The sequence below is a fragment of the Psychrobacillus syltrankelensis genome, from assembly GCF_055454035.1.
The window spans coordinates 858,764-880,743 of the sequence record NZ_CM144227.1; the positions used below are offsets into that span (position 1 = coordinate 858,764).

21 protein-coding genes are annotated in these 21,980 nt (G+C 34.2%); 6 read left to right on the top strand and 15 right to left on the bottom strand.

Annotation, left to right across the window (positions count from 1 at the left end; translation table 11 throughout):
• From ACTSKG_RS04470 to ACTSKG_RS04485, 4 genes are all read right to left on the bottom strand, one after another.
• Positions 1–309 (bottom strand): magnetosome magnetite crystal formation protein family, encoded by a 309-nt coding sequence (locus ACTSKG_RS04470; protein WP_464756946.1) that lies wholly within the window; start codon positions 307–309, stop codon positions 1–3.
• A gap of 61 nt (positions 310–370) precedes the next feature.
• A complete protein-coding gene (locus ACTSKG_RS04475) occupies positions 371–1,897 on the bottom strand; it encodes an amidohydrolase (RefSeq protein WP_464756947.1) in 1,527 nt (508 codons plus the stop codon).
• Between the two features lie 121 nt (positions 1,898–2,018).
• Positions 2,019–2,249, bottom strand: a complete 231-nt coding sequence (locus ACTSKG_RS04480; RefSeq protein WP_464756948.1) for a hypothetical protein — start codon at positions 2,247–2,249, stop codon at positions 2,019–2,021.
• A gap of 66 nt (positions 2,250–2,315) precedes the next feature.
• Complete coding sequence (locus ACTSKG_RS04485; protein ID WP_464756949.1) at positions 2,316–2,759, bottom strand: OsmC family protein; 444 nt, start codon at positions 2,757–2,759, stop codon at positions 2,316–2,318.
• A gap of 82 nt (positions 2,760–2,841) precedes the next feature.
• On the opposite strand from ACTSKG_RS04485, the gene ACTSKG_RS04490 reads away from it, so the two are divergent.
• Positions 2,842–3,210: a hypothetical protein gene (locus tag ACTSKG_RS04490; RefSeq protein ID WP_464756951.1), complete on the top strand. Its 369-nt coding sequence runs from the start codon at positions 2,842–2,844 to the stop codon at positions 3,208–3,210.
• Positions 3,211–4,071: 861 nt separating this feature from the next.
• Here the strand turns inward: ACTSKG_RS04490 and ACTSKG_RS04495 are convergent.
• The 7 genes from ACTSKG_RS04495 to ACTSKG_RS04525 form a co-directional block, all read right to left on the bottom strand.
• Positions 4,072–4,326: a hypothetical protein gene (locus tag ACTSKG_RS04495; RefSeq protein ID WP_464756952.1), complete on the bottom strand. Its 255-nt coding sequence runs from the start codon at positions 4,324–4,326 to the stop codon at positions 4,072–4,074.
• Between the two features lie 59 nt (positions 4,327–4,385).
• The gene (locus tag ACTSKG_RS04500; protein ID WP_464756953.1) at positions 4,386–5,927 is read right to left on the bottom strand and encodes a sensor domain-containing diguanylate cyclase; all 1,542 of its coding nucleotides are present in this window, start codon (positions 5,925–5,927) and stop codon (positions 4,386–4,388) included.
• A 129-nt stretch (positions 5,928–6,056) separates the two neighbouring features.
• A complete protein-coding gene (locus ACTSKG_RS04505) occupies positions 6,057–6,764 on the bottom strand; it encodes an ABC transporter ATP-binding protein (protein ID WP_464757971.1) in 708 nt (235 codons plus the stop codon).
• Entirely contained in the window at positions 6,757–7,545 is a 789-nt protein-coding gene (locus tag ACTSKG_RS04510) for an ABC transporter ATP-binding protein (protein WP_464756954.1), read from the bottom strand. Before ACTSKG_RS04510 ends, ACTSKG_RS04505 begins: the two co-directional genes overlap by 8 nt.
• Positions 7,535–8,485 carry a branched-chain amino acid ABC transporter permease gene (locus ACTSKG_RS04515; protein ID WP_464756955.1) on the bottom strand — a complete coding sequence of 317 codons (951 nt, stop codon included), beginning with the start codon at positions 8,483–8,485 and terminating at the stop codon, positions 7,535–7,537. Before ACTSKG_RS04515 ends, ACTSKG_RS04510 begins: the two co-directional genes overlap by 11 nt.
• A 13-nt stretch (positions 8,486–8,498) precedes the next feature.
• Positions 8,499–9,374 carry a branched-chain amino acid ABC transporter permease gene (locus ACTSKG_RS04520; RefSeq protein WP_464756956.1) on the bottom strand — a complete coding sequence of 292 codons (876 nt, stop codon included), beginning with the start codon at positions 9,372–9,374 and terminating at the stop codon, positions 8,499–8,501.
• Between the two features lie 86 nt (positions 9,375–9,460).
• A complete protein-coding gene (locus ACTSKG_RS04525; RefSeq protein WP_464756957.1) occupies positions 9,461–10,639 on the bottom strand; it encodes an ABC transporter substrate-binding protein in 1,179 nt (392 codons plus the stop codon).
• Positions 10,640–11,077: 438 nt separating this feature from the next.
• On the opposite strand from ACTSKG_RS04525, the gene pepF reads away from it, so the two are divergent.
• Positions 11,078–12,889: an oligoendopeptidase F gene (gene pepF / locus ACTSKG_RS04530; RefSeq protein ID WP_464756958.1), complete on the top strand. Its 1,812-nt coding sequence runs from the start codon at positions 11,078–11,080 to the stop codon at positions 12,887–12,889.
• Positions 12,890–13,853: 964 nt separating this feature from the next.
• Here the strand turns inward: pepF and ACTSKG_RS04535 are convergent.
• Positions 13,854–15,323, bottom strand: a complete 1,470-nt coding sequence (locus tag ACTSKG_RS04535; protein ID WP_464756959.1) for a DHA2 family efflux MFS transporter permease subunit — start codon at positions 15,321–15,323, stop codon at positions 13,854–13,856.
• A 184-nt stretch (positions 15,324–15,507) separates the two neighbouring features.
• On the opposite strand from ACTSKG_RS04535, the gene ACTSKG_RS04540 reads away from it, so the two are divergent.
• The 3 genes from ACTSKG_RS04540 (at position 15,508) to ACTSKG_RS04550 (ending at position 18,669) form a co-directional block, all read left to right on the top strand.
• Complete coding sequence (locus tag ACTSKG_RS04540; RefSeq protein WP_464756961.1) at positions 15,508–16,389, top strand: TetR/AcrR family transcriptional regulator; 882 nt, start codon at positions 15,508–15,510, stop codon at positions 16,387–16,389.
• Positions 16,386–16,658: a hypothetical protein gene (locus ACTSKG_RS04545; RefSeq protein ID WP_464756962.1), complete on the top strand. Its 273-nt coding sequence runs from the start codon at positions 16,386–16,388 to the stop codon at positions 16,656–16,658. Before ACTSKG_RS04540 ends, ACTSKG_RS04545 begins: the two co-directional genes overlap by 4 nt.
• Positions 16,659–17,406: 748 nt before the next feature.
• Positions 17,407–18,669, top strand: a complete 1,263-nt coding sequence (locus ACTSKG_RS04550) for an MFS transporter (protein ID WP_464756963.1) — start codon at positions 17,407–17,409, stop codon at positions 18,667–18,669.
• 79 nt (positions 18,670–18,748) lie between these two features.
• Here the strand turns inward: ACTSKG_RS04550 and ACTSKG_RS04555 are convergent, their stop codons facing one another.
• The 3 genes from ACTSKG_RS04555 to ACTSKG_RS04565 all read right to left on the bottom strand — a co-directional run bounded on the left by ACTSKG_RS04555 (position 18,749) and on the right by ACTSKG_RS04565 (position 20,697).
• Positions 18,749–19,324: a YitT family protein gene (locus tag ACTSKG_RS04555; RefSeq protein WP_464756964.1), complete on the bottom strand. Its 576-nt coding sequence runs from the start codon at positions 19,322–19,324 to the stop codon at positions 18,749–18,751.
• Between the two features lie 92 nt (positions 19,325–19,416).
• Entirely contained in the window at positions 19,417–19,893 is a 477-nt protein-coding gene (locus ACTSKG_RS04560) for a PaaI family thioesterase (RefSeq protein WP_464756965.1), read from the bottom strand.
• Between the two features lie 24 nt (positions 19,894–19,917).
• Entirely contained in the window at positions 19,918–20,697 is a 780-nt protein-coding gene (locus tag ACTSKG_RS04565; protein ID WP_464756966.1) for a carbon-nitrogen family hydrolase, read from the bottom strand.
• 85 nt (positions 20,698–20,782) lie between these two features.
• On the opposite strand from ACTSKG_RS04565, the gene ACTSKG_RS04570 reads away from it, so the two are divergent.
• Entirely contained in the window at positions 20,783–21,946 is a 1,164-nt protein-coding gene (locus ACTSKG_RS04570; protein WP_464756967.1) for an aminotransferase class I/II-fold pyridoxal phosphate-dependent enzyme, read from the top strand.
• The last annotated feature ends 34 nt before the right edge of the window (positions 21,947–21,980 follow it).

Here is a 21,980-nt window from a genome sequence, read left to right on the forward strand (position 1 = left end):
TTATCTAATCCAAGAACCTACAATTGGATAATTAAATGTGCTTCCAGTAATCGCTTTAACTATTCCTATAATCGGAACAACAAATGCCATTATACCAAAAATAATAATCATAGGGATACCGATTAAGAAAATTATTAATAGCGCAGAAATAAAAATCAAAGCACCGATTACCAATTGGAATAGAACTGCTTGAATCGAAAGCTTTTTAATTTCTTCGTCGTCAACAACCAAATATAAGATAAATGGCACCAAAAAAGGGGCAAACCATGTGCTTGCATGTAGTAATACCTTTAAACCCGTGTTTTCCATTTGTGTCATACTCCTCTCCGTAAGTTAATACTTTATACGTATTATATTATAATTCGTTTCACTATTCTCTAAAGTTTTTATTCTCATAAACTGTTTTACCTGCAACAATCGTTTCTAGTATATTAGCTTTTAAAAGACTTGATTCATTTAATTCTCTATCAACTACTGTGAAATCCGCATCAAAACCTCGAGCAATTTTTCCACGTTCTTTTTCTTTTCCGATTGCTTTTGCACTCCCAGATGTAAATAAAGATATTGCTTCAAATACTGTTAAAGCCTGGTCAGGTAGAAATCTATTATTTACTGCGGCATCCATTCCTATAAGAGGGTCCGCCATTTCTACAGGAGAATCAGAGCCTCCTGAGCAGTCAAAACCGTAATCCAGTAGGGTTTTCCAGGCATATGCCCATTTTAATCGATTTTTTCCTAGTCTTTCAATTGCCCATGGAAAATCCGAAGGTACAAAAATTGGTTGGAGATCAAGTACAACAGGTAATTTCCTCATTCTTTCCACTAAATCTTTTCGTAAAACATTTACATGAATTAATCTATCTTTTTTCCCAGCTGGTACAGGATACTTCTCGATTAAGCTAATTATGATTTCAGTAGCTTTATCTCCAATTACATGTACGGCAATTGTTTCATTATATCTCCTAGCTATTTGTACTAATCGTTCTAATTTTTCTGGTTCATGAACAGAAACACCTTTATTTCCTATATCATCTGAATAGTCTTCCGACAATAAGGCTGTTCGTCCCCCTAAGGATCCATCCACAAATATTTTCATTGCTCCAAATTCAATAAAGTCAGTCGGTTCCTCCCCCTGCATTTTCTCAAAGGCTTCATGATGTCTTAATAGATGAGTACGGAAGCTTTGACCTATGACCTCTCGATAAGCTTGTAAAGGTACTGTATACGGTCCATAATATGCCATATCTTCTGTATGTACGCCCGTTAATCCCTTCGATTGTAAATCAGCAACACTCTTCTTAATTACTTCTACTAAATACTCTGTAGTTGCAGCAGGTATTTTACTTGTAATTAACCGTTGTGCCTCATCATAAAATAATCCATTCAAATTTCCTTCACTGTCTTTTCCGATGACTCCTCCTATTGGATTAGGAGTTTCGTTCGTTATTCCAGCTAGCTCGATTGCTTTAGAATTAGCTACTAGTACATGTCTACATACCCTTTTTAAAACAATAGGTGTCTCATTTAAATGATCTAAATCTAAAAGAGTAATTGGTCTTTCCTCCATTAATTTATTATCATTCCATCCTTCGGCAACGAACCATTCTCCTTTTATCACCCGATCCTCAACTTTATCCACTATCTCTTTAATGGAATAAATCATTGATAAATCAAGATATGCTAACTTTTCACCATGACCAATGAGATGAATATGACTATCAACAAAACCCGGATACATAGCAGTACCATTTAAAGAATTTACTTTATCTGCAAATGGCAATAATGCCGCTTTAGAGCCCGTTTGAATGACTTTTCCATCCTCTACTAAAATTGCTTCTACTTTGTCTCCTGCTGTTTCCATTGTAAAAATATTACCATCCGTCCATAATGTCTTCATATTTCCTCATCCTTTTCCTAATCAGTTTCAACTAAATCATCCACAAGTATTTCGGCGATATGCATTGTGTTTTTGACAATTTTTATAAACATATAACCGCCCAATTTCTTGGGCGGTTTTGTTATTTCAATAAGTTACTAATTTCTTGAGATGGCGATTCTAGTCTCATTTGTTCTAGTTGGAGTTTCATTTTTTCCGTTTCAATTACGAAATTTTCGTATTTTAACTTCTCAAGTTCTAGTTCGGATTTCACCCTTTCTCCTTTCATTAGTTCTTTGTTCTCAAAATGCTTGGTTAATACCTTAATAATCGGGACTGAAAAAATTAGAATAACTGCGATCATACCAGTCATATTGGTGTCCTCACTTTATAAATATTTGAATATTTTAAGTATACAATAAATAACACGTGGTAGAAACTATTCATTCGCTAACAATATAGTAGGTGCAAGTTCAATTTCTACGTTACCTCTTAACGCTTTACTAATCATACATGTTTTTTCTGCTTTTATAACCAATTTGTCCATTAAAGCCATATCCTTAATATTAGTCAATTTAATCGTTGGTCTATGGATGATTTTTTTATATGTAAATACTCCATCTGTCACATCCACTACTGCTGTGGATTCCATATTTAATTGATCTTTTGAAATGTTACTTCTTTCCATCATTGCAGCAAGTGTAATAATATAACAGGTAGCAGCAGCACCTAGGAGCATTTCGTCAGGATTAGTACCTATTCCTGGCCCATCCATTTCTTTAGGAATCGACACCTTAGTATACAAATTATCAGCTTGAATCTCACCTATATCATTGCGATTTCCAGGCCAGTTTGCTTTTAAATGAAAATAATGCTCTGTCATTTTAGTATCCCCTTTGAATTTTACTATATTGGAATATCCCTTTATTTCCTTTATGATAAATATAAGAAAGTAGGCGATTATTTTGGAGAAAAATTATGGAAAAATTGCAGGAATCACTATTATTATATCATTATTCCTACTTATTCTTGGTGTTAAATATGTGTTGGGTCAAGATTTAGTCATTAGAAATTTCATTGCATTTGCGATCATTTCTGTACTAGTTGGGACAATTACAGGTGCTTTGTTATTTTATAAACTAAAAGTTGCATATTTTATATTTACAGCAGGATTGCTACTCGGTTTTATAGAACTATTTCGATCCTTTATTTCAGGGAAAGATGGGTGGGGCGACTTAGTTGGAATTTTATCCTTGTTCATATATACTTCATTTGGATTTGTCATCGGAATTATAATAGAAGGTGTTCTGTTTATCTTGAAAAAAAACAAGTAAGAAAAGCGCAAGCGCCTTTTAAATGAATCTTGTCTTCACTAATTCATGAGTGCTTTGGACGAAACATTGGCTACATTATTACCGTTAGAATTATGTAGCTGGAAGTGACTGCGTCACTTCTAGCTACACTTTTTTCGGTATTCTTGTGGCATATGTTTGTCCGTCGCCCTCTTGGAATTTGTGAGGACATGATGCTTTTTGTTTGGATAATTAGGGAAGACATACTTTCCTACTCTTTTAAAAGCTTCCGAAGATAACATTTCGGAAGCTCTCCGCTTCTTTATCGGTGGATGCTACATATTGTTTAGAGCCGATTTCGCAAGGCAACGAGTAATCGCAGGAGCAAAGTCTTTTTTGCGACAAGCTTGCGCAGGAGGAAGTGAAGCAGCTTGATGCTTACCCTCCCGCTTGCAGCGGCAAACAACAACGATTACAGGATGGCATGACCACTACGTTTACTTAAACTACTTCTATCCTCTTAGCTATAGCCGGGCTAAATCTTCTTCTTGTTAGGTACTACTCACTTAATGGATTGTAGTGAAAGGTGGCGACTCCAGCCGGAGGCCAACAGGATGTTGGTCACGAAGGCGTTGCCACACGATGTGGCGCTCTTAGCCTTTGTTCCTCTGTGAGACTGATGAGGCACTGGTTTCGCAGACGATAATCCATATACTTTCCATGTTCCCTTTATTTGAACTGTTGATTAAAGCGGAAGGCGGCGACTTATAGGGGATTAGCAAACAAATCAAGAAAAGAAGTTTTTCCGCGTTTGAATGCGAGAAAAACTTCTTTTTTATTTCTTCCGGAAAAGGTTCCACATTTAAAGACACAAATTAATAACATTTGTGGGATAATCGTTTCTTATGTTGGATAAAAGCCAAGTGAACTAAAGACAGGTAAATAATCTACCGTGGTCATTGGAACTACACTTGTTAACTGTAAAGTATGCACACTAACTCCAATAATTTTGAATGCCAATAGATAAATTAGAACCGTCGCTACTATAAAGAATCGATGAATAGGGATTTTTACGCTTACTTTTATTAATACAAGAGCAAAGACCATTAAAATAAATAAAGCAATGAGAATACCAAGACTCAATTCTAAAGTTGACATTTTAGGGGCAATCCCTTTAGCTTTTATACTAAAACCATTTAAATAAATAGTGTTTATAGTTACTTAGAAATAACTGTTCTATTTCTACCCCCGGATTTTGCTGCATATAAAGCTTCGTCAACTCGATGCATTAAGCTACTTATACTTTCTTGATTTAATTTATATTCACCTACACCTGTAGATATAGTAATTTTTCTATTTATAGGTGGCATGCTTATTTCTACATCTTTTCTTAATTTTTCAGCCAAATCATAGGTGTCTTTAGCTTGAGTATTTGGAATTACAATAAGAAACTCCTCTCCACCAAGTCTAATACATACACCTTTTTCATATGAAGCTGATGTCATATGATTTGCCAAAAATTTTAATACCTCATCTCCAGCTTGGTGTCCAAACTCGTCATTTACTTTTTTAAAATGGTCAATATCAATCATAATGATAGAAAATACTTTATTTTGTTCTATTAAATCTGTAAAAAGTAAATCTAGGTATCTTCTATTTCTTAACCCAGTCAATGAATCGGTTAATGATTGCTGTTTAAAATCAGCTAATGTTTCTTCTTGCATCTTACGATATTTTTCTATCGTTTCTGTAAGCTGTTTTGCTTCAAAATACCAAGTCGAAATCTTAGAATTTTCATAGGTTTCTTCCGAATTAGAGTTCATCGTAAATAAAGCTAAATTTTTCAAAGGAGAGGCAAGCTTTTCTGATAACAAGAAAGCCAAAATATAAAATACAATGACAAAGGGCATTGTATAGAAAAACATTTTTTGCATTATACCACTTAAAGGATTTAAGCTACTCTTGTATGGCGTTTGTGATACAACTCCCCATTCACTAGCATCTATATACGAAAATCCTGCAAGTACATGTTGCCCTTTTGAATTGAAAATTTCTTTCGCTCCACTTTGTTTTTCCATTAAACTTTGAACTACTTTGTTTTCTCTTACACTTTCCCCAATTCTGTTTTTTTCAGGATGGTAAATTAAAGTTCCTTCTTTGTCTACTACAAATACATATGAGCCATCTTCACTAAAATGCTCTGCTAAAATATCTTTTATAAAATTATCTTCTTCCAAATAAATAGTTCCATTTAACATGCCTATGTATTTATTATGAGCATCGAATAATGGTGTTGAAATCAGTATTAGTAGCCGACCAGTAATTGCTCTATAGGGACTTGAAATAATATTAGTTTTTTTGCTGAGCGCTTCAAGTACCCCTGGTGATTCAATTTTGTTTCCTGCAATTCCTATATTTGGTGAAGTAGCTATTGCTATAGCATCGCTTCCTATTACAGACAGAGAGTTAAAGTTTTTTCCACTGATCAATAATTGATCTAGAATTCTAGTAAGCTCAATCGGATCATCCATATTTTCAATTACATCTGGTTTTCTTGCTTCTAAATTAGCTTGCATTGACTTAAAAACTTCTTGGGTTAGCTGCGCAAGTTTTAATGAGTATACTTCGTTCTGTTCCAAAGAATTATTAATTAGACTTTTCTTTGTGACTAAATAACTAGAGAAAAAAGTACTAATTAATATTGCAATTAATGAAAAAGAAATAAGAGTAAGTATCCAAAATCTAAGAGTTTTAATCATTGTTCCTCCAAAAAAATGCATATTTTCCTATTATACCACTTAACATGTCAATAGAAGTACAAGAAAAAAGCTTTCATTAAGTTTTTTCACTTAATGAAAGCTTTAGATAAATTATTTAATGTGAATAGCTTAATGTCCACCTAAATAAGCTTGTCGTACTTCTTCACTTGTTTGTAAGTCTTTTGATGAACCAGAAATTACTACTCTCCCTGTTTCAATTACATAACCACGACTTGCAACTGATAATGCCATATTCGCATTCTGTTCTACTAGTAACACAGTTGTTCCATCTTGATTGATATCTTTTATTACTTCGAAAATTGTTTTAACCATTAATGGAGCAAGTCCCATCGATGGTTCATCTAATAATACTAGCTTAGGCTTTGCCATTATGGCACGACCCATCGCAAGCATTTGTTGTTCTCCTCCTGAAAGGGTACCAGAGTGTTGTTTTTTTCGTTCTAATAATCTTGGGAAAATCTCATATACTTTTTGCATGTCTGAATGAATGCCAGCTTTGTCTTTTCTTAAAAAAGCCCCTAATTCTAAATTTTCTTCAACCGTCAAATTTGCGAATACTCGACGGCCTTCTGGTACGTGCGAGATTCCTGATTTAACAATAGCTTGAGCTTGTTTTCCAGAAATAGATTTATCTAAAAACTCTATTGTTCCTTTTTTAGGCTTTAGCAATCCAGAAATAGTTTTTAATAGAGTACTTTTTCCAGCACCATTTGCACCAATAAGAGTAACTATTTCTCCTTCATTTACTTCGATTGAGACATCTCTTAGTGCCTGGATATTCCCATAAAACACATCAATATTTTCAATTTTAAGCATTGTCATCGTGGACTTCCTCCCCTAAATACGCTTCAATAACTTTAGGATGGTTACGGATCTCCTCTGGTGATCCTTCAGCAAGAAGTTGACCATGATCTAGCACATAGATTCTTTCACAAACACCCATTACTAAATTCATATCATGCTCAATAAGTAAAATGGTTAATTCAAATTTATTGCGTATAAAAGCGATTAAATCCATTAAATCTTTCGTTTCTTGAGGGTTCATACCAGCAGCTGGTTCATCTAATAATAGAAGTTGAGGACCGGCAGCCAATGCTCTAGCAATTTCTAATCTTCGTTGTTGACCATATGGTAGGTTCTTTGCTAGTTCATCTTTATATTTGTCTAGTTTAAAAATTTTAAGAAATTCAATTGATTTTTCTTCCATTTCTTGTTCACCCTTAAAATGAGAGGGTAATCGTAAAACCGAACTTAAAATAGAATGCTTCGCAAGAGAATGATAGGCAACTTTAACATTGTCTAATACAGATAAATCATTAAAAAGTCGAATATTTTGAAACGTACGACTTATACCTTTTCTTGTAACTTTATAAGGAGGTAACCCGTTGATACGTTCCCCATCAAACAAAATATCCCCTTCTGTCGGAACGTATACTCCTGTTAATAAGTTGAAACTAGTTGTTTTCCCAGCACCATTCGGTCCAATTAAACCAACTAACTCGCCTTGATTTAGCACCATATTTAAATTTTGAACTGCTTTTAAACCACCAAACTGAATACCTGCATTTTTCACTTCTAACAAAGGCTTATTTTCCATGTTGACCGCCTCCTTTTGGCGTTCTCCAAAGCTTGAAATAATCCGTAATTTCCATCGTACCCATTAATCCTTTTGGGCGATATAACATTACTAAGATTAATACAAGGCTATATATAATCATTCGAGTCTCCGGAAACCCTTGAAGATAAGTAGAAACTACGGTCAGCAAAATTGCAGAAAGAATTGCCCCTGAAATACTTCCAAGTCCACCTAGTACTACGAAAATTAGAATATCAAACGACTTCAAGAATCCAAATTGACTTGGTTGAATTATGTAGAAGTTATGTGCATATAAAGCTCCCGCTACACCAGCAAAGAAAGAACCTATTGCAAATGCTACTACTTTATAATAAGTCGTGTTAATTCCCATAGCATCTGCTGCAATCTCGTTTTCTCTTACCGAAATTGCTGCTATTCCATGCCGTGAATTTGTGAAGTTTACAATGACTATAATTGTAACTACTAAACAAACAAATGCATACGTCCATGTTGTTAAATGGGATACCTGCATACCAGCTGCACCACCAACATAGTCAATGTTTAAGAAAACAATACGAATTATTTCAGCAAAACCAAGTGTAGCTATTGCTAAATAATCCCCTTTTAATCTTAAACTTGGAATACCAACAACTAAACCAGCTAATGCAGCTACAATCCCACCTACCAAAATTGCTACTATAAAGGGAAGATGCAACTTCATGGTCACTATGGCAGACAAATAAGCTCCAACTGCTAAAAATCCAGCATGCCCTATTGAAAATTGCCCTGTGATACCGATTACCAAATGTAGGCTGACTGCTAAAATTATGTTAATGGCAATAAAAATCAGTGTATTAGAATAAAATTGATTCATCATTCCATTTGAGATAAGAACCTGAACAACTACATATACCAATACTGCCGCAATAACAAATGGCCAAAACTGTTTTGACTTTTTCATAATTATGTACCACCTACACTTTCTCTCGTGTATTTTTGCCAAAGATTCCAGATGGTCTGAAAATCAGAATTAATATTAAAATGACGAATGCCGCAGCATCTCTCCATAATGAGAAACCTAGCGCACTAACAACCGTTTCAACAACTCCGAGTACCAATCCACCTACCATTGCTCCAGGTATAATTCCAATACCACCAAGAACTGCGGCAACAAAAGCTTTTACTCCTGGAATAACACCCATTAGCGGATCAATCTTTGTATAATAAACTCCAAAAATAACACCGGCTGCTCCAGCTAAAGCAGAACCAATTGCAAATGTAGCAGAAATTGTGTTATCAACATTAATGCCCATTAATTTTGCCGCTTCAGTGTCATGTGAAACAGCCCTCATCGCTTTACCAGTTTTCGTTTTATGCACAATAAATTGCAATAAAATCATTAGTACTACAGAAACCGAGAGAATTAGAATAGATTGTATGCTAATATGAGCTCCCAAAAATTCAAATGAGCGTTTTGAAAATACATCCGGATATGCAACAGGTTGAGCCCCTCTAACATAAATAACACCATATTCAATTAGCAAAGATACACCGATTGCAGTTATAAGTGCGGCAATTCGTGTTGCATTTCTTAGACGTTTATATGCAATACGTTCAATAATAACACCGAATAAAGCACAAGCAGCCATCGATAAAATAAGAGCTGGAAAAAATCCTAATCCAAAGACTGTAATAGAATAAAATCCAATGAAAGAACCAACCATAAACACGTCACCATGTGCAAAGTTAATTAATTTTATAATTCCATAAACCATCGTGTATCCAAGTGCGATTAATGCGTATATACTTCCGAGTGAAATACCGTTAATTAATTGTTGCACCCATTCCATAAAGTTTCACTCCTTTAGTTCAAAATTTCAACTAGTTTAGAAATAGAAAAGGAGGGGCATTATCCCCCCCATATTGCTTGCTAATCTTAAGGATTAACTTTTGTGTTAAATACTTGTTTCCCATCAACAAACTCAATAATAGTAGCAGATTTAATAGGATGATGATTTTCATCAACAGAATATAGTCCAGTTACTAATTCTAAATTGTCTGTAGCTTCGATTGCATCTCTAATTTTTGTTCCATCTAGAGAACCAGCACGCTCGATAGCATCTTTTAATAGGTAAACAGTATCATATCCTAATGCATTAAATGAGTTAGGATCTTTACCATATTTCGCTTTAAACTTCTCAGCAAAAGATTTCGCTAAACCATCTGGATCTTCTGATGAGTATGCAGTAATAATGTAAGTATTATTTAATGCATCAGCTCCAGCTAAATCAACGATTGTCGGAGAATCCCAACCATCAGCCCCCATTAATGGAACTGTAATTCCTAATTCACGAGCTTGCTTAACGATTAACCCAACTTCTTCGTAATATCCTGGAATAAAGATGAAGTCTGGATTTGCAGCTTTAATGCGTGTAAGAGTCGAGCGGAAATCCGTATCTTTTGCAACATAAGATTCTTTTGCTACAATTTTGCCTCCAGCCGCTTCAAAATCTTTTATAAAAGAAGAAGCAAGACCTTTAGCGTAATCACTTGCATTATCAGCATAAACTGCTACATTTTTCACTTTTAATTTATTTGCTGCAAAGTTCGCTGCAACAGTTCCTTGGAAAGGATCAATAAATGCAGTACGGAATGTAAATGGATTCACTTTACCGTTATCTCCTACTGTTACAGTAGTACTAGTTCCAGAAGGTGAGACCATAGGTGTTTTGCTGTCAGTTGCAATTTGAACTTGTGCCACTGAGTTACCACTAGTTGCCGCCCCAATAATTGCTGTTACTTTGTCTTGGCTTGTCAATTTGATAGCAGCGTTAGTTGCTTCTGCTGCATCCGATTTATTGTCTACTTTAATCAATTCGATCTTTTTACCATCAATACCACCAGCTGCATTGATTTCTTCAACAGCTAAGTCGATAGCATCTGCTTCGGATGAACCATATGATGCTACAGCTCCTGAAAGCTCCAGGTTGGCCCCAATTTTAATCGTGTCTCCACCTTTTGAACTACTTCCCTCATCTCCACTCGAACATCCTGCAAGAACTCCTGCTAAAAGAGAAGTTGCAAGGAATAGTGAAGCAAATTTCTTTGTCTTCATGTGTTTACCCCCATTTTATTTTGATAGTTCTGAAAATATAAGTTATACTACTGTCTTTTTCTTGTATTTTAGCTTTTCAGAAACTATCAACTTATTAGTTAGAACAATCTCATTGTAAAACAAACTTTAAATTCAGTCTATACTAATTTTTCTCTTAATTTACAAATTTCCAACTTTAAATTATAAAAGTATTTCGACTCATCACTAAAGTCCTTGGTATTACTAGCAATATTAACAATTCGCTTCTCTAAATATAAGACTTTCGATATATATTTCTTTAAAATTTCCAACTTTAAAAATGGATATTCCTATCATTCTCACTAATAAAATATGTAATTATTTGAAAAATATATATAAAATGATTGTTTTTACTTTTCTGTCATTTACGGATATACTAGATGATAGTTCGATAACCGTAATAAAAAGGAGAGTATGAGAATGGTTAAAAGTTTACCAATTAGATCCGAAATACCTTTAGAAGAAACATGGAATTTAAAAGATTTGTTTGAATCTGAAGAAGATTTTAGTGCATTATTATTAGAAGTTGAGGAAGAAGTAAATGATTTTGAAGAGAAGTTTAAAGGGAAAATCGACAATCCAACTATAATAATTGATGCTCTAAAAGGATATTCTTCTATATATGAAAAACTTGTTCCAAGTGGAACTTATGCTAATTTATCACTGAGTACCGACCAAACGAATACTGAAGCACAACTGCGTAGCAGTAAGTTTGCCTCGCTTTCTGCAAAAGTAAATAGTAAGTTGTCTTTTATTAATAGTGAGTTAGTGGAACTACCAAATGAGATTCTACAAAAAGCAATCGAAGATAGTCCATCATTTGAAAATTATTTACAAAAACTTCTTATCAAAAAACAGTATCAATTACATCCGGAAGTTGAAAAAACACTTGCAGCTTTTTCTTCAACATTTAACGGACCTTATAAATTATATGATACGACGAAAATGTTAGACATATCCTTTAGTAATTTTGAAGTAAACGAAACTTCCTTCCCATTAAGCTACGTATTATTTGAAAATGATTGGGAAGCCGAGTCTGATACTGAAGTTAGACGTGCTGCTTTTAAAGCCTTTTCTAGTAAACTAAAGGAATATCAACATACAACAGCAAAAACATATGATATGCATGTACAAATAGAGAAAACAACTTCAGATTTAAGAGGATATAACTCAATATTTGATTATCTTTTGCTAAATCAAGAGGTCGACCGTACATTATATGATCGTCAAATTGATTTAATCATGAAAGAACTTGCGCCTCATATGCGTAAGTATGCAAAACTACTACAACAAGTACATGGTTTAGATAAAATGACTTTTGCAGATTTAAAAATATCACTGGACCCCTCCTATGAACCGAAAATAACTATAGAAGAATCTAAGAAATATATTGTAGATGCTCTTGGTATTATGGGTGAAGAATATTTAGATATGGTCGAACGTTCTTATAAGGAACGATGGATTGACTTTGCTCAAAATACAGGAAAATCGACTGGTGCATTTTGTTCTAGTCCATATGGTAACCATCCATATATACTTATATCCTGGTCTAGCAGAATGAACGAAGTATTTGTCTTAGCCCATGAATTAGGTCATGCTGGCCACTTCTATCACGCAAATAAGGAACAAAATATATTTAATGCTCGACCATCTTTATACTTTATCGAAGCCCCTTCTACAATGAATGAAATGCTTGTTGCAAATCATTTACTAGAAAACTCTGATGATCCTAAGTTTAAAAGATGGGTTATTTCTTCAATAGTCGCTAGAACGTACTACCATAACTTTGTTACACATTTATTGGAAGCTGCATATCAACGGAAAGTTTATGAACGTGTTGATCAAGGACTTCCAGTGAATGCAAATATTTTAAATGAATATAAACGTAGTGTTTTAGAAGAGTTTTGGGGAGATGCTGTAGAAATTACAGAAGGTGCAGAATTAACTTGGATGAGACAGCCTCACTATTATATGGGATTATATCCTTACACATATAGTGCTGGTTTAACAATTTCTACTCAGGTTTCTAAACGTGTTTTAAAAGAAGGTCAAGTTGCAGTTGATGAATGGACCGAAGTATTAAAGGCTGGTGGTACAAAGTCACCTGTCGAGCTTGCTAAAATGGCAGGAGTGGATATAACGACTGAAAAGCCATTGAGAGATACTATTGAATATATAGGGTCTTTAATAGATGAGTTAATAACTCTTACAGAAGAAATTGATAAGAATTAAGAAAAGCACCAGCGGAATTTAAGTGCATATTGTCTTCTTTATTTCTAGAGTGCTTTGGCCGAAACATTGGCTACACTACTACCATTAAAGTTTTGGATTGTGAAGTGACTGCGTCACTTCACGATCCATTTTTTTCGGTAATCAAGTGGCGAATGTTTGTCCGTCGCCTTCTTGGAATATGCAAAGACATATTGCATTTATTTTGGTTAATGAGAAAATAAATTCTTTCTATTCTTTTTAAAAGCGGACGAAAATACAATTTCGTCCGCTCTGGATTTCTTTATCAATAGATACTGTCTATTTTTTTGAGAAACGAAAGTTAAAAACTGTCATAGAGCAACTAATTGTAAGGAGAAAGCTACAGATTTCACAGTGACAGCAACCATTCTCGAGACGAAAGCAACCAATTTTATCGTGAAAGTAACTATTTCTCCATATAAAGAGTTAACTTTATGTGAGATGGCGCAAATCAGTGTTAAGAAAAAAAACTGCGCTACTAATACACTATGAATACAGGATTTTCAGTAGTCCAATTTTATATACTTGCTTGCCTTTAAAAAATGCACAAGCTTTAAGTGCATCTTAAGGTCACTAATTCCTAAGTGCTTTGAACTAACCATTTGCTCCACTTTTTCTGTAGAAGTACATTAGGGGAAAAAAGTGTTCCACCACCCCTTTATTTTTGGTAATCTTGTGGTGGCTTTATAAACGCTGTAAAAAAAAGCTAAACCGTTTCCGGTTTAGCTCAGGTTGTAGACAAAGTCATTTTTGATTGGTATCTCTTCAGACTGTCTTGAAAACGCTTGTCAGTCGAGGCGCGCCAGCACGAGGCGGAAGCGAATAGAACTAAAGTTCATGAGCTTACAACGAAGTGCAAACGTTTTTGTCTGCGACGAGCTTGCGCAGGAGCAAGCAACGAAGAATGCGAGCGTTTGTCAACAGTCTGAGCTAAACCATTTCCGGTTTAGCTTTCTTTTACCACTTTTACTCTCTTTACAAAAAATGATAAAACTAGAGCAACGATAGTCACAAAAGTAGCGACAAGGAACGTGTGTTCTATACCTTCTAACATAGCCTTCATACCAATATCGATTTTAAATTGAGCAAGACCTTCTGGGCTAGTAGGCATATTTCCAGCTTTAGCTGCATCTGCCGCAAGTACTTTTGCAGATGATTCCATTTTCGAGTTCATAATCGTTAGGAAAATAGCTGAACCAATTGCGCCTGATACTTGTTGCAATGTATTATTCGTAGCAGTACCATGCGGATTCATTTTCATAGGTAACTGATTTAATCCGTTCGTCATAATTGGCATCATTACCATTGACATTCCTAGCATACGAATTGTGTATATGAACATAATATAGTAATAAGTTGAATCCATTCCTAAATTACTCATTAAATAAGTTCCAATTGTAGTGATTGTTAGTCCAATAATCGCTAAAACTCGTGCTCCATACTTATCGAAGAGTTTACCTGTTATAGGAGACATTATCCCCATTGCAACTGCTCCCGGAAGCATTAATAATCCTGAATGGAATGGTGAAATACCTCTAATTGTTTGCACATAAAGTGGAGTTAATATCATTCCGGAAAACATTGCAGCTGATACAACAATTGAAATGACAGAAGACAATGCGAACATTGGATGTTTATAAATTCTCACGTTCAACAAAGGCTCATCTACTCTTAATTGTCTCCAAACGAAAAGGACTATTGCGATAAATCCAATTATAATTGTTCCATATACTATTGGAGCATCCCAACCTTTATCCCCTGCCGTACTAAATCCGTATAGAAGTGACCCAAAACCAATACTGGATAAAATAAGTGAAAATACTTCTAATTTTACATCTCTATTAGGAGTGATATTTCGCAACTTAAATATAGCTAAAAGTAAAACAATTACAGCAAAAGGCAATATAATTTCAAATAAAGCTCTCCATTGGTAATGTTCTAATATGAATCCTGATAAAGTCGGACCAATTGCTGGTGCTAATATCATTACTAATCCGAACATCCCCATTGCCGCTCCACGACGTTCAATTGGAAAAGCAGTTAACATAACATTCATCAATAATGGCATCATCATTGCAGATCCAACTGCTTGAATCATTCTTGCTAATACTAAAAATCCAAATGCTGGTGCAGCTGCAGCTAATATTGTACCTGCTGTAAAAAAGATCATAGCCGTTATAAATAATTTTCTATTCGTGAATTTTTGAACAAAAAATGCACTAGCTGGAATTAAAATTCCGTTTATAAGCATATATCCGGTAGTTAGCCATTGGACAACGGTTGGTTTCACATCGAATTCTCTCATTATTGTAGGTAATGCTACATTTAGTAGCGTATTATTCAAAAACGCAATGAATGCACCTACAAAAAGGATTGCAATCATTGCATACGGTGGCTTGTGTTGCATTTCTTTCATTAATTGGTTCCTCCTATTATACTAAACTTCTTTTTAGCCCTGTTTTATAACACTTTGACTATTTTATACTCATAGTTCAAAAAAAGCAAATATAAATTCCATATTAATTAAAGAAAGTTTGATAAACATTGATATAACAGTTAATATATGATTTATACTACTAGTCTAAAGGTGATTAAAAGATATGAATACAAAAAAACGAAATGTTTTATTAGCAGCACAACGACTCTTTATTGAAAAAGGTTTTAGATCCACTTCTGTTCACGATATTATCGAGGAAGCAAAAATCTCTAAAGGTACTTTTTATAACTATTTTACGTCAAAGACAGAATGTATCATTGCTATAATTGAAAATGCTAGAGAGGAAACATTGATTAAGAGAAGAGACTTACATACTCAACATAATGAGTCCAATGTGAGTATATTGATTGAACAAATGTCTATTCGGATGAATATATATCGTGAATATAATTTATTCCCCCTTTTCTCATCAATTATTCATTCTCAAGATGAGGAACTCCGAGATATCATTAAAAAGAATTACTTCGAAGAAATTAATTGGCTTTCGAAACGATTAGAAGATGTTTTCGGTGAAATAACAAAGAATGTGGCAATAGATTGTGCAGTACTTACACTAGGGATGATTCAACAATTACAGCATCCATGGATAAAACTAGAGGATATTTCTTTCGAACAATTAATACGATTTGTCTTGAGACGAATTGAATCTATGATTTACGAGATGGCAAAAACAAATGATTCACTTCTTTTAAAAGCAAATTTCGAAATAAAAACAGAGGATTCACTTATTTCAAAACAACAAGTTATGGATGAATTAGAGGCATTTTATTTAGAAGAGAAGAATAATCTTCAGCAGAATGAGCAACAAGCTATAGAGTTTATTCTTGAAGAGTTATCAAAAGAAAAACCAAGAACTTTTCTTTTAGAAAAAATTGTGCCTGCTTTTTCAGAAGCATTTTATGGCTCCTCTCTAGAAAATAAGACCATTTCTATCATTCACAATCTTTGGGTGCTTATAGACGAATGGGGAGTGAAGAGAAGTTGAAGGATAAAATAATTCAACAATATCAAGAAGATGAAAACATTATGATTCGGTTATTTACACAGTGGTGTATTAATCATAGTATTGATGCACTAACCTTATATAAAAATGCTTACCCTTTTCAAGTTGAGAACGAAATACTAATAAGGATTATGGAAGAAACCGAAAAAGATTTTTTACAAGTAGACACAGAAACAGTACTTCATATACTGGAGTTATTCGGTAATGAGGATTTAGCTTTTGAAGTATCACAAGCTGCGATTAAACTATAGGTTAAACTGTTATTTGTTCTTCTATGTAATCCTTTTGAGAATAGGTTAGTTGAAATCTAACTTATAGGTCATTCCACTATTGCAAAATCGGAGTGGCAATTTTAGATAGAATTTATCGAGTATATTTTCAATTAAACCACCTTTTATTAGGTGGTTTCAGCTTGATGACAAAAGTATTTTAAAAACCGATATGTATAGACAGTTATTTTTTTAAAGAGGTTTCTTCATCCGATAAAAGTGACCCACGAAGACTCCTGTGGGAATAGCTTGAGCAGAAGACCCCTCATCAACGCAATATAGGAAGGAAGACTAAGAGCGCCTCGTCCTGAGGAGATGCCCTTCATGACCAACATCATGTTGGCCTAGGAGGCTGAAGCCAAGCCCACGGAAAGCGAAGTAGTAGCCCTTGCCGAATTTAATATACAACTCCATACATCCAAAATTGAGTTTGTCTACAGTCTGAAACCGCCTATTATAAGGTGGTTTTTTTAAAAGAAAAAAGTATATTAATTAATTTTTGTGCAATGAAAATAGTATTTATCCTACTCAGATCATATATGTGGTTTTAAATTATCTCCTCTCCTCTAGTACCTAAAAACAGTGACCTCGTCTTTTACCCTTTTTTTCGAAAAACGGAATATGAATTGGAAGTAATTAATTGTTAATATTAAGTAATTTTTAAGAAGATTTGACCAAAATGTATGACTTTCATGTAAAATATGAATTAATAAGGGGGGAATAAAATAACATGGGTAAATTTACAAAACAAGAAAATAGTTGGGCTATGTATGATTGGGGTTCTTCTGCCTATTCAATTATTATTACAACAGCTGTTTTCCCTATCTTTTATAAGTCATCCGCGACTGCAGCAGGTGTTAGTGCTGCCAATTCCACAGCATATTTAGGTTATACGATCGCAATCTTCACGTTTATTTTAGCGATGCTAGGTCCAATTTTAGGATCAATTGCTGACTATCGTGGTATGAAAAAGAAATTCTTCACATTTTTCTTTGTACTCGGCGTTGTATTTACCGGTTTACTCGCTTTCATTCCATTTGATAATTGGATGCTTCTATTAATTTGTTACACCATAGCCGCATTAGGAGCAACAGGTTCAAATGTGTTTTATGATGGTTTTATTGTTGATGTAACATCCAATAAACGAATGCATGAAGTATCTTCAAGAGGTTATAGTCTAGGTTATATCGGTAGTACTATTCCGTTTTTAATTAGTATTGTTATTATTTTGCTTGCTAGCAGTGACGTAATTCCCATTTCAAGTATAACCGCAAGTCGAATTTCGTTTATGATTACTGCAATATGGTGGGTTGTATTTTCGATTCCAATTATAAAAAATGTTCATCAAATACACTATATAGAACGAGATGGAAATCAAATTACTCAAAGTTTTAAGCGTTTAGGAAAAACATTTAAGGAAATTAAAAAATATCGAGCTCTTTTTCTATTTTTACTAGCATACTTTTTTTATATTGATGGAGTTGGTACAATTATTAATATGTCTACAGCTTATGGAACAGATTTAGGATTAGATACAAACAACCTACTCATTATTCTTTTTGTAACTCAAGTAGTTGCTGCTCCTTTCGCTATCATTTTTGGTAAGCTTGCAGGTAAATTTTCGGAGAAAAAAATGCTTTATGTAGGAATATTTGTTTATATTATAGTTTGCTCCTATGCATTCTTCTTAAAAACAGTTGTAGATTTTTGGATTCTAGCAATGCTAGTCGCTACATCCCAAGGTGGAATCCAAGCATTAAGCAGATCATATTTTGGGAAACTAATTCCCAAAGAAAATTCGAATGAGTTTTTCGGGTTTTATAATATTTTTGGTAAATTTGCTTCCATTATGGGTCCTTTATTAGTCGCGTTAACTACTCAATTAACTGGAAAGTCTAATTATGGAGTTTTCAGCTTAATTATTTTATTTATTATTGGAATAATAATACTATCTCGTGTTCCTGAACCAACACCAGCTGTAGTTGTAGATTAAAGGTGTTTAAAAGATAAAGAGAGTAGTAGAAATATCTGCTACTCTCTTTTATATATGTATAAACGCATTAATAGTATTATTAATGTTTTCTCACCATGAATGATGTTGTTATACCAACCGTTAATACAGTTAAACTTGAATAAAATATTGAAACAGAGTCGACGAATATGCTCCCTAATAAGACTACGAATAAATCTATTAAAAAAATACTTATTCCCGCGTTCACCTTCACTAACTTTGAGACTATTTGTGCTAATAAGTCTGTTCCACAAATGGTAGTGTCCCATTGTAGCATTAATCCAATTCCTAAACCTACTAAAATGCCACCACATAATGCTCCAATTACACCATTTGGTACTATCTTCTCCCCTAATCTATGCAGAGGATAGAAAAAATCAATTATTAAGGAAGAAATCAGCAGACCATGTATTCCATTATAAAAAAATGATCTATAATTCACCCAAGCAACTAGAAAGATTGGTAGACTTATACCAATAATTGCAAGTCCTACTTTTACGTTAAATAAATAATGAATTATTAACCCTAACCCAATTCCTCCACCATCTAATAGATGAAATGGTACTAAAAAAAAGTTAATTCCAATTGCAACCAAAATACTTCCAAATACAATAATCAGAGATTTCTTAAAATACATTCTCCCCACCTTCCTGCTAATTTATATATATGTTTTTAGAACGAAAAAAACACAGGAATAATTGATCCTGTGTTTTATATTATAGAAAACTTTTATTGAGCAAATGTCGCAGGCATTACTACAGCTATAACTTCTCCTTTAGCACATAGTGTATCTCCAGCAAAAACCTCTGTTATCACTTTCCATTTCTTTGGATGAATTTCTTCAACCGTTCCAATTGCTTTTAAAGCTACTTTTTGCGGGGTCGGTTTTAAGAAATCAACATGTAGTGAACCCGTGACAAAACGAGGTGGATTCTCTCCACTCCCTGGTTCAAATCCATTTTTACGATGTAATGCAAGCGAAGCCGAACCTGTCCCATGGCAATCTACTAATGCACCTATCAGACCGCCATATACAAATCCAGGAATAGCGATATGCTCTTCTCTCGGTTCATACACCGTTTCTGTTTGGTCTCCATTCCAGTATGTTCTAAAATGATAACCATTTTCGTTCAATCTTCCACAACCGTAACACCATGCAAAATCATCTGGATACTCATCTTGAATCGCACGAATATTTTCTTCCATCGATCATACTCCCCCTTGTTTATTTTATTTATATAATACTTCTCTTCTATCAAGAAAAACAGGTATTGTATTTCTTACTTGTTCAATTTCATTTAAATTTAGGTCTACAATATGAGTAGTTTCTTCATTTTCACCTACCCATAAAACATCTCCCCAAGGTGCAATAACCATCGAATTTCCGTTAAAGGAATTATTCGGGTCATGTCCAACTCTATTAACAGCAACAATAAATATTTGATTTTCAATTGCTCTTGCTTGCAATAAAGTCTTCCAATGATCAATTCGTTTATCTGGCCACTGAGCGGGAATAAATAAAACTTTTGCTCCATCTAATACATGTACTCTAGTCCATTCTGGAAAACGCAAATCATAACAAATGATTCCCCCCATATCCATCCCTTCAATTGAAAATAAGTTCCTTTGATTCCCTTCTTCTAAATAAAGATGCTCATCCATTAATTTAAATAGGTGTGCTTTATTATATTCAGAAATTATGTCCCCTGAATCACTCGTAACGTACATCGTATTGTAAAACTTATCCCCTTTTTTAGTTGATACAGAACCACCGACAATATAAATTTTAAGTTCCTTAGACAACTGGGAAAAAAGTTTTTTTGTATCGTGACCTTCTACATCCGCAATTTCATCTAATCTTGTTAAATCATAACCTGTGTTCCACATTTCAGGTAATACTACTATTTTTGCACCTAACGAAGCAGCTTCTCTAATCTTTCCTTCTACTTTGTGAAAATTTTCTTTTGGGTTACCAAAAGCAATATCTAATTGAACGCATGCAACTTTCATTTCGCCACCACCTATAGACATAATACTAAAAAGATTATAAGATTTGTCTAATCTATGCAACTATTATGAAAATGAGGTATCATCTATGGAATTTTCAAATCGTTTAAAAGGTTTACCTACTCAGTTTTTTGCAACACTTGTCCAAAAGGTATCAGGTGCTATCGCAGATGGAAGAGATGTGATTAACTTGGGTCAAGGAAATCCAGATCAACCGACACCAATACATATCGTCAACGCTTTGCAAGATGCGGCTTTAGATCCACAGTCACATAAGTACTCCCCATTTCGAGGAATTAATGAATTAAAACATGCTGCTTCAGATTTTTATAAAAGAGAATATGGTGTAGAAGTTTGCCCAGATTCAGAAGTAGCAATTATGTTTGGAACGAAAATTGGACTTGTGGAATTACCGTTAGCAATTATGAATGAAAATGAATTAATGTTATTACCAGATCCAGGTTATCCCGATTATTTATCTGGTGTTTCTTTAGCAAATGTAAGTTACGAAACCATGCCTTTGTTGGAAGAAAATAATTACTTGCCAGATTACAGCAAATTAACAGAAGAACAAAAAAATGATGCTAAATTAATGTATTTAAATTATCCAAATAACCCAACTGGGGCAACTGCAACGAAAGAGTTCTTTGCAGAAACAGTTACACTTGCAAAGGAATCCGATATTGCCATTGTTCACGATTTTGCATATGGCGGAATTGGATTTGATGGAAAGAAACCAGTCAGTTTTTTACAAATAGAAGGTGCAAAAGAAGTTGGCATTGAAATGTATACACTTTCAAAAACTTATAATATGGCTGGTTGGAGAGTTGGTTTTGCAGTTGGAAATTCGAAAATGATTGAGGCTATTAATATTATCCAAGATCATTTATTCGTTGGTCTCTTTCCCGCTATTCAATCTGCAGCTGCAGCAGCTCTTAACGAAAGCCAGCAATGTGTAAACGACTTAGTTTCTTTATATGAAAGAAGAAGAAATGCATTAATTGATGCTTGTACTAGAATAGGTTGGGATGTGAAGGCACCTCAAGGCTCATTCTTCGTGTGGCTACCTGTTCCAAAAGGTCACACAAGTGAAACATTTGCAGACTTACTTTTAGAAAAGGTGAATGTAGCAGTTGCACCTGGTAATGGTTTCGGTACATTTGGGGAAGGATATATCCGTGTTGGTTTATTAGTAGAAGAAGATCGATTAATAGAAGCGATAAATCGAATTGAAAAACTACAGTTATTTTAAGTAAAATAGTAGTTCTCTTAAACCGGATGCTCTT

Bases quoted from the DNA above. Each gene is read 5' to 3' on its own strand.
- ACTSKG_RS04520 (WP_464756956.1), bottom strand. From the start codon at position 9,374: ATGGAATGGGTGCAACAATTAATTAACGGTATTTCACTCGGAAGTATA.
- ACTSKG_RS04505 (WP_464757971.1), bottom strand. From the start codon at position 6,764: ATGCTTAAAATTGAAAATATTGATGTGTTTTATGGGAATATCCAGGCA.
- ACTSKG_RS04515 (WP_464756955.1), bottom strand. From the start codon at position 8,485: ATGAAAAAGTCAAAACAGTTTTGGCCATTTGTTATTGCGGCAGTATTG.
- ACTSKG_RS04525 (WP_464756957.1), bottom strand. From the start codon at position 10,639: ATGAAGACAAAGAAATTTGCTTCACTATTCCTTGCAACTTCTCTTTTA.
- ACTSKG_RS04550 (WP_464756963.1), top strand. From the start codon at position 17,407: ATGGGTAAATTTACAAAACAAGAAAATAGTTGGGCTATGTATGATTGG.
- ACTSKG_RS04475 (WP_464756947.1), bottom strand. From the start codon at position 1,897: ATGAAGACATTATGGACGGATGGTAATATTTTTACAATGGAAACAGCA.
- ACTSKG_RS04470 (WP_464756946.1), bottom strand. From the start codon at position 309: ATGGAAAACACGGGTTTAAAGGTATTACTACATGCAAGCACATGGTTT.
- ACTSKG_RS04535 (WP_464756959.1), bottom strand. From the start codon at position 15,323: ATGAAAGAAATGCAACACAAGCCACCGTATGCAATGATTGCAATCCTT.
- ACTSKG_RS04560 (WP_464756965.1), bottom strand. From the start codon at position 19,893: ATGGAAGAAAATATTCGTGCGATTCAAGATGAGTATCCAGATGATTTT.
- ACTSKG_RS04570 (WP_464756967.1), top strand. From the start codon at position 20,783: ATGGAATTTTCAAATCGTTTAAAAGGTTTACCTACTCAGTTTTTTGCA.
- ACTSKG_RS04500 (WP_464756953.1), bottom strand. From the start codon at position 5,927: ATGATTAAAACTCTTAGATTTTGGATACTTACTCTTATTTCTTTTTCA.
- ACTSKG_RS04485 (WP_464756949.1), bottom strand. From the start codon at position 2,759: ATGACAGAGCATTATTTTCATTTAAAAGCAAACTGGCCTGGAAATCGC.
- ACTSKG_RS04555 (WP_464756964.1), bottom strand. From the start codon at position 19,324: ATGTATTTTAAGAAATCTCTGATTATTGTATTTGGAAGTATTTTGGTT.
- ACTSKG_RS04480 (WP_464756948.1), bottom strand. From the start codon at position 2,249: ATGACTGGTATGATCGCAGTTATTCTAATTTTTTCAGTCCCGATTATT.
- pepF (WP_464756958.1), top strand. From the start codon at position 11,078: ATGGTTAAAAGTTTACCAATTAGATCCGAAATACCTTTAGAAGAAACA.
- ACTSKG_RS04510 (WP_464756954.1), bottom strand. From the start codon at position 7,545: ATGGAAAATAAGCCTTTGTTAGAAGTGAAAAATGCAGGTATTCAGTTT.
- ACTSKG_RS04540 (WP_464756961.1), top strand. From the start codon at position 15,508: ATGAATACAAAAAAACGAAATGTTTTATTAGCAGCACAACGACTCTTT.
- ACTSKG_RS04565 (WP_464756966.1), bottom strand. From the start codon at position 20,697: ATGAAAGTTGCATGCGTTCAATTAGATATTGCTTTTGGTAACCCAAAA.
- ACTSKG_RS04495 (WP_464756952.1), bottom strand. From the start codon at position 4,326: ATGTCAACTTTAGAATTGAGTCTTGGTATTCTCATTGCTTTATTTATT.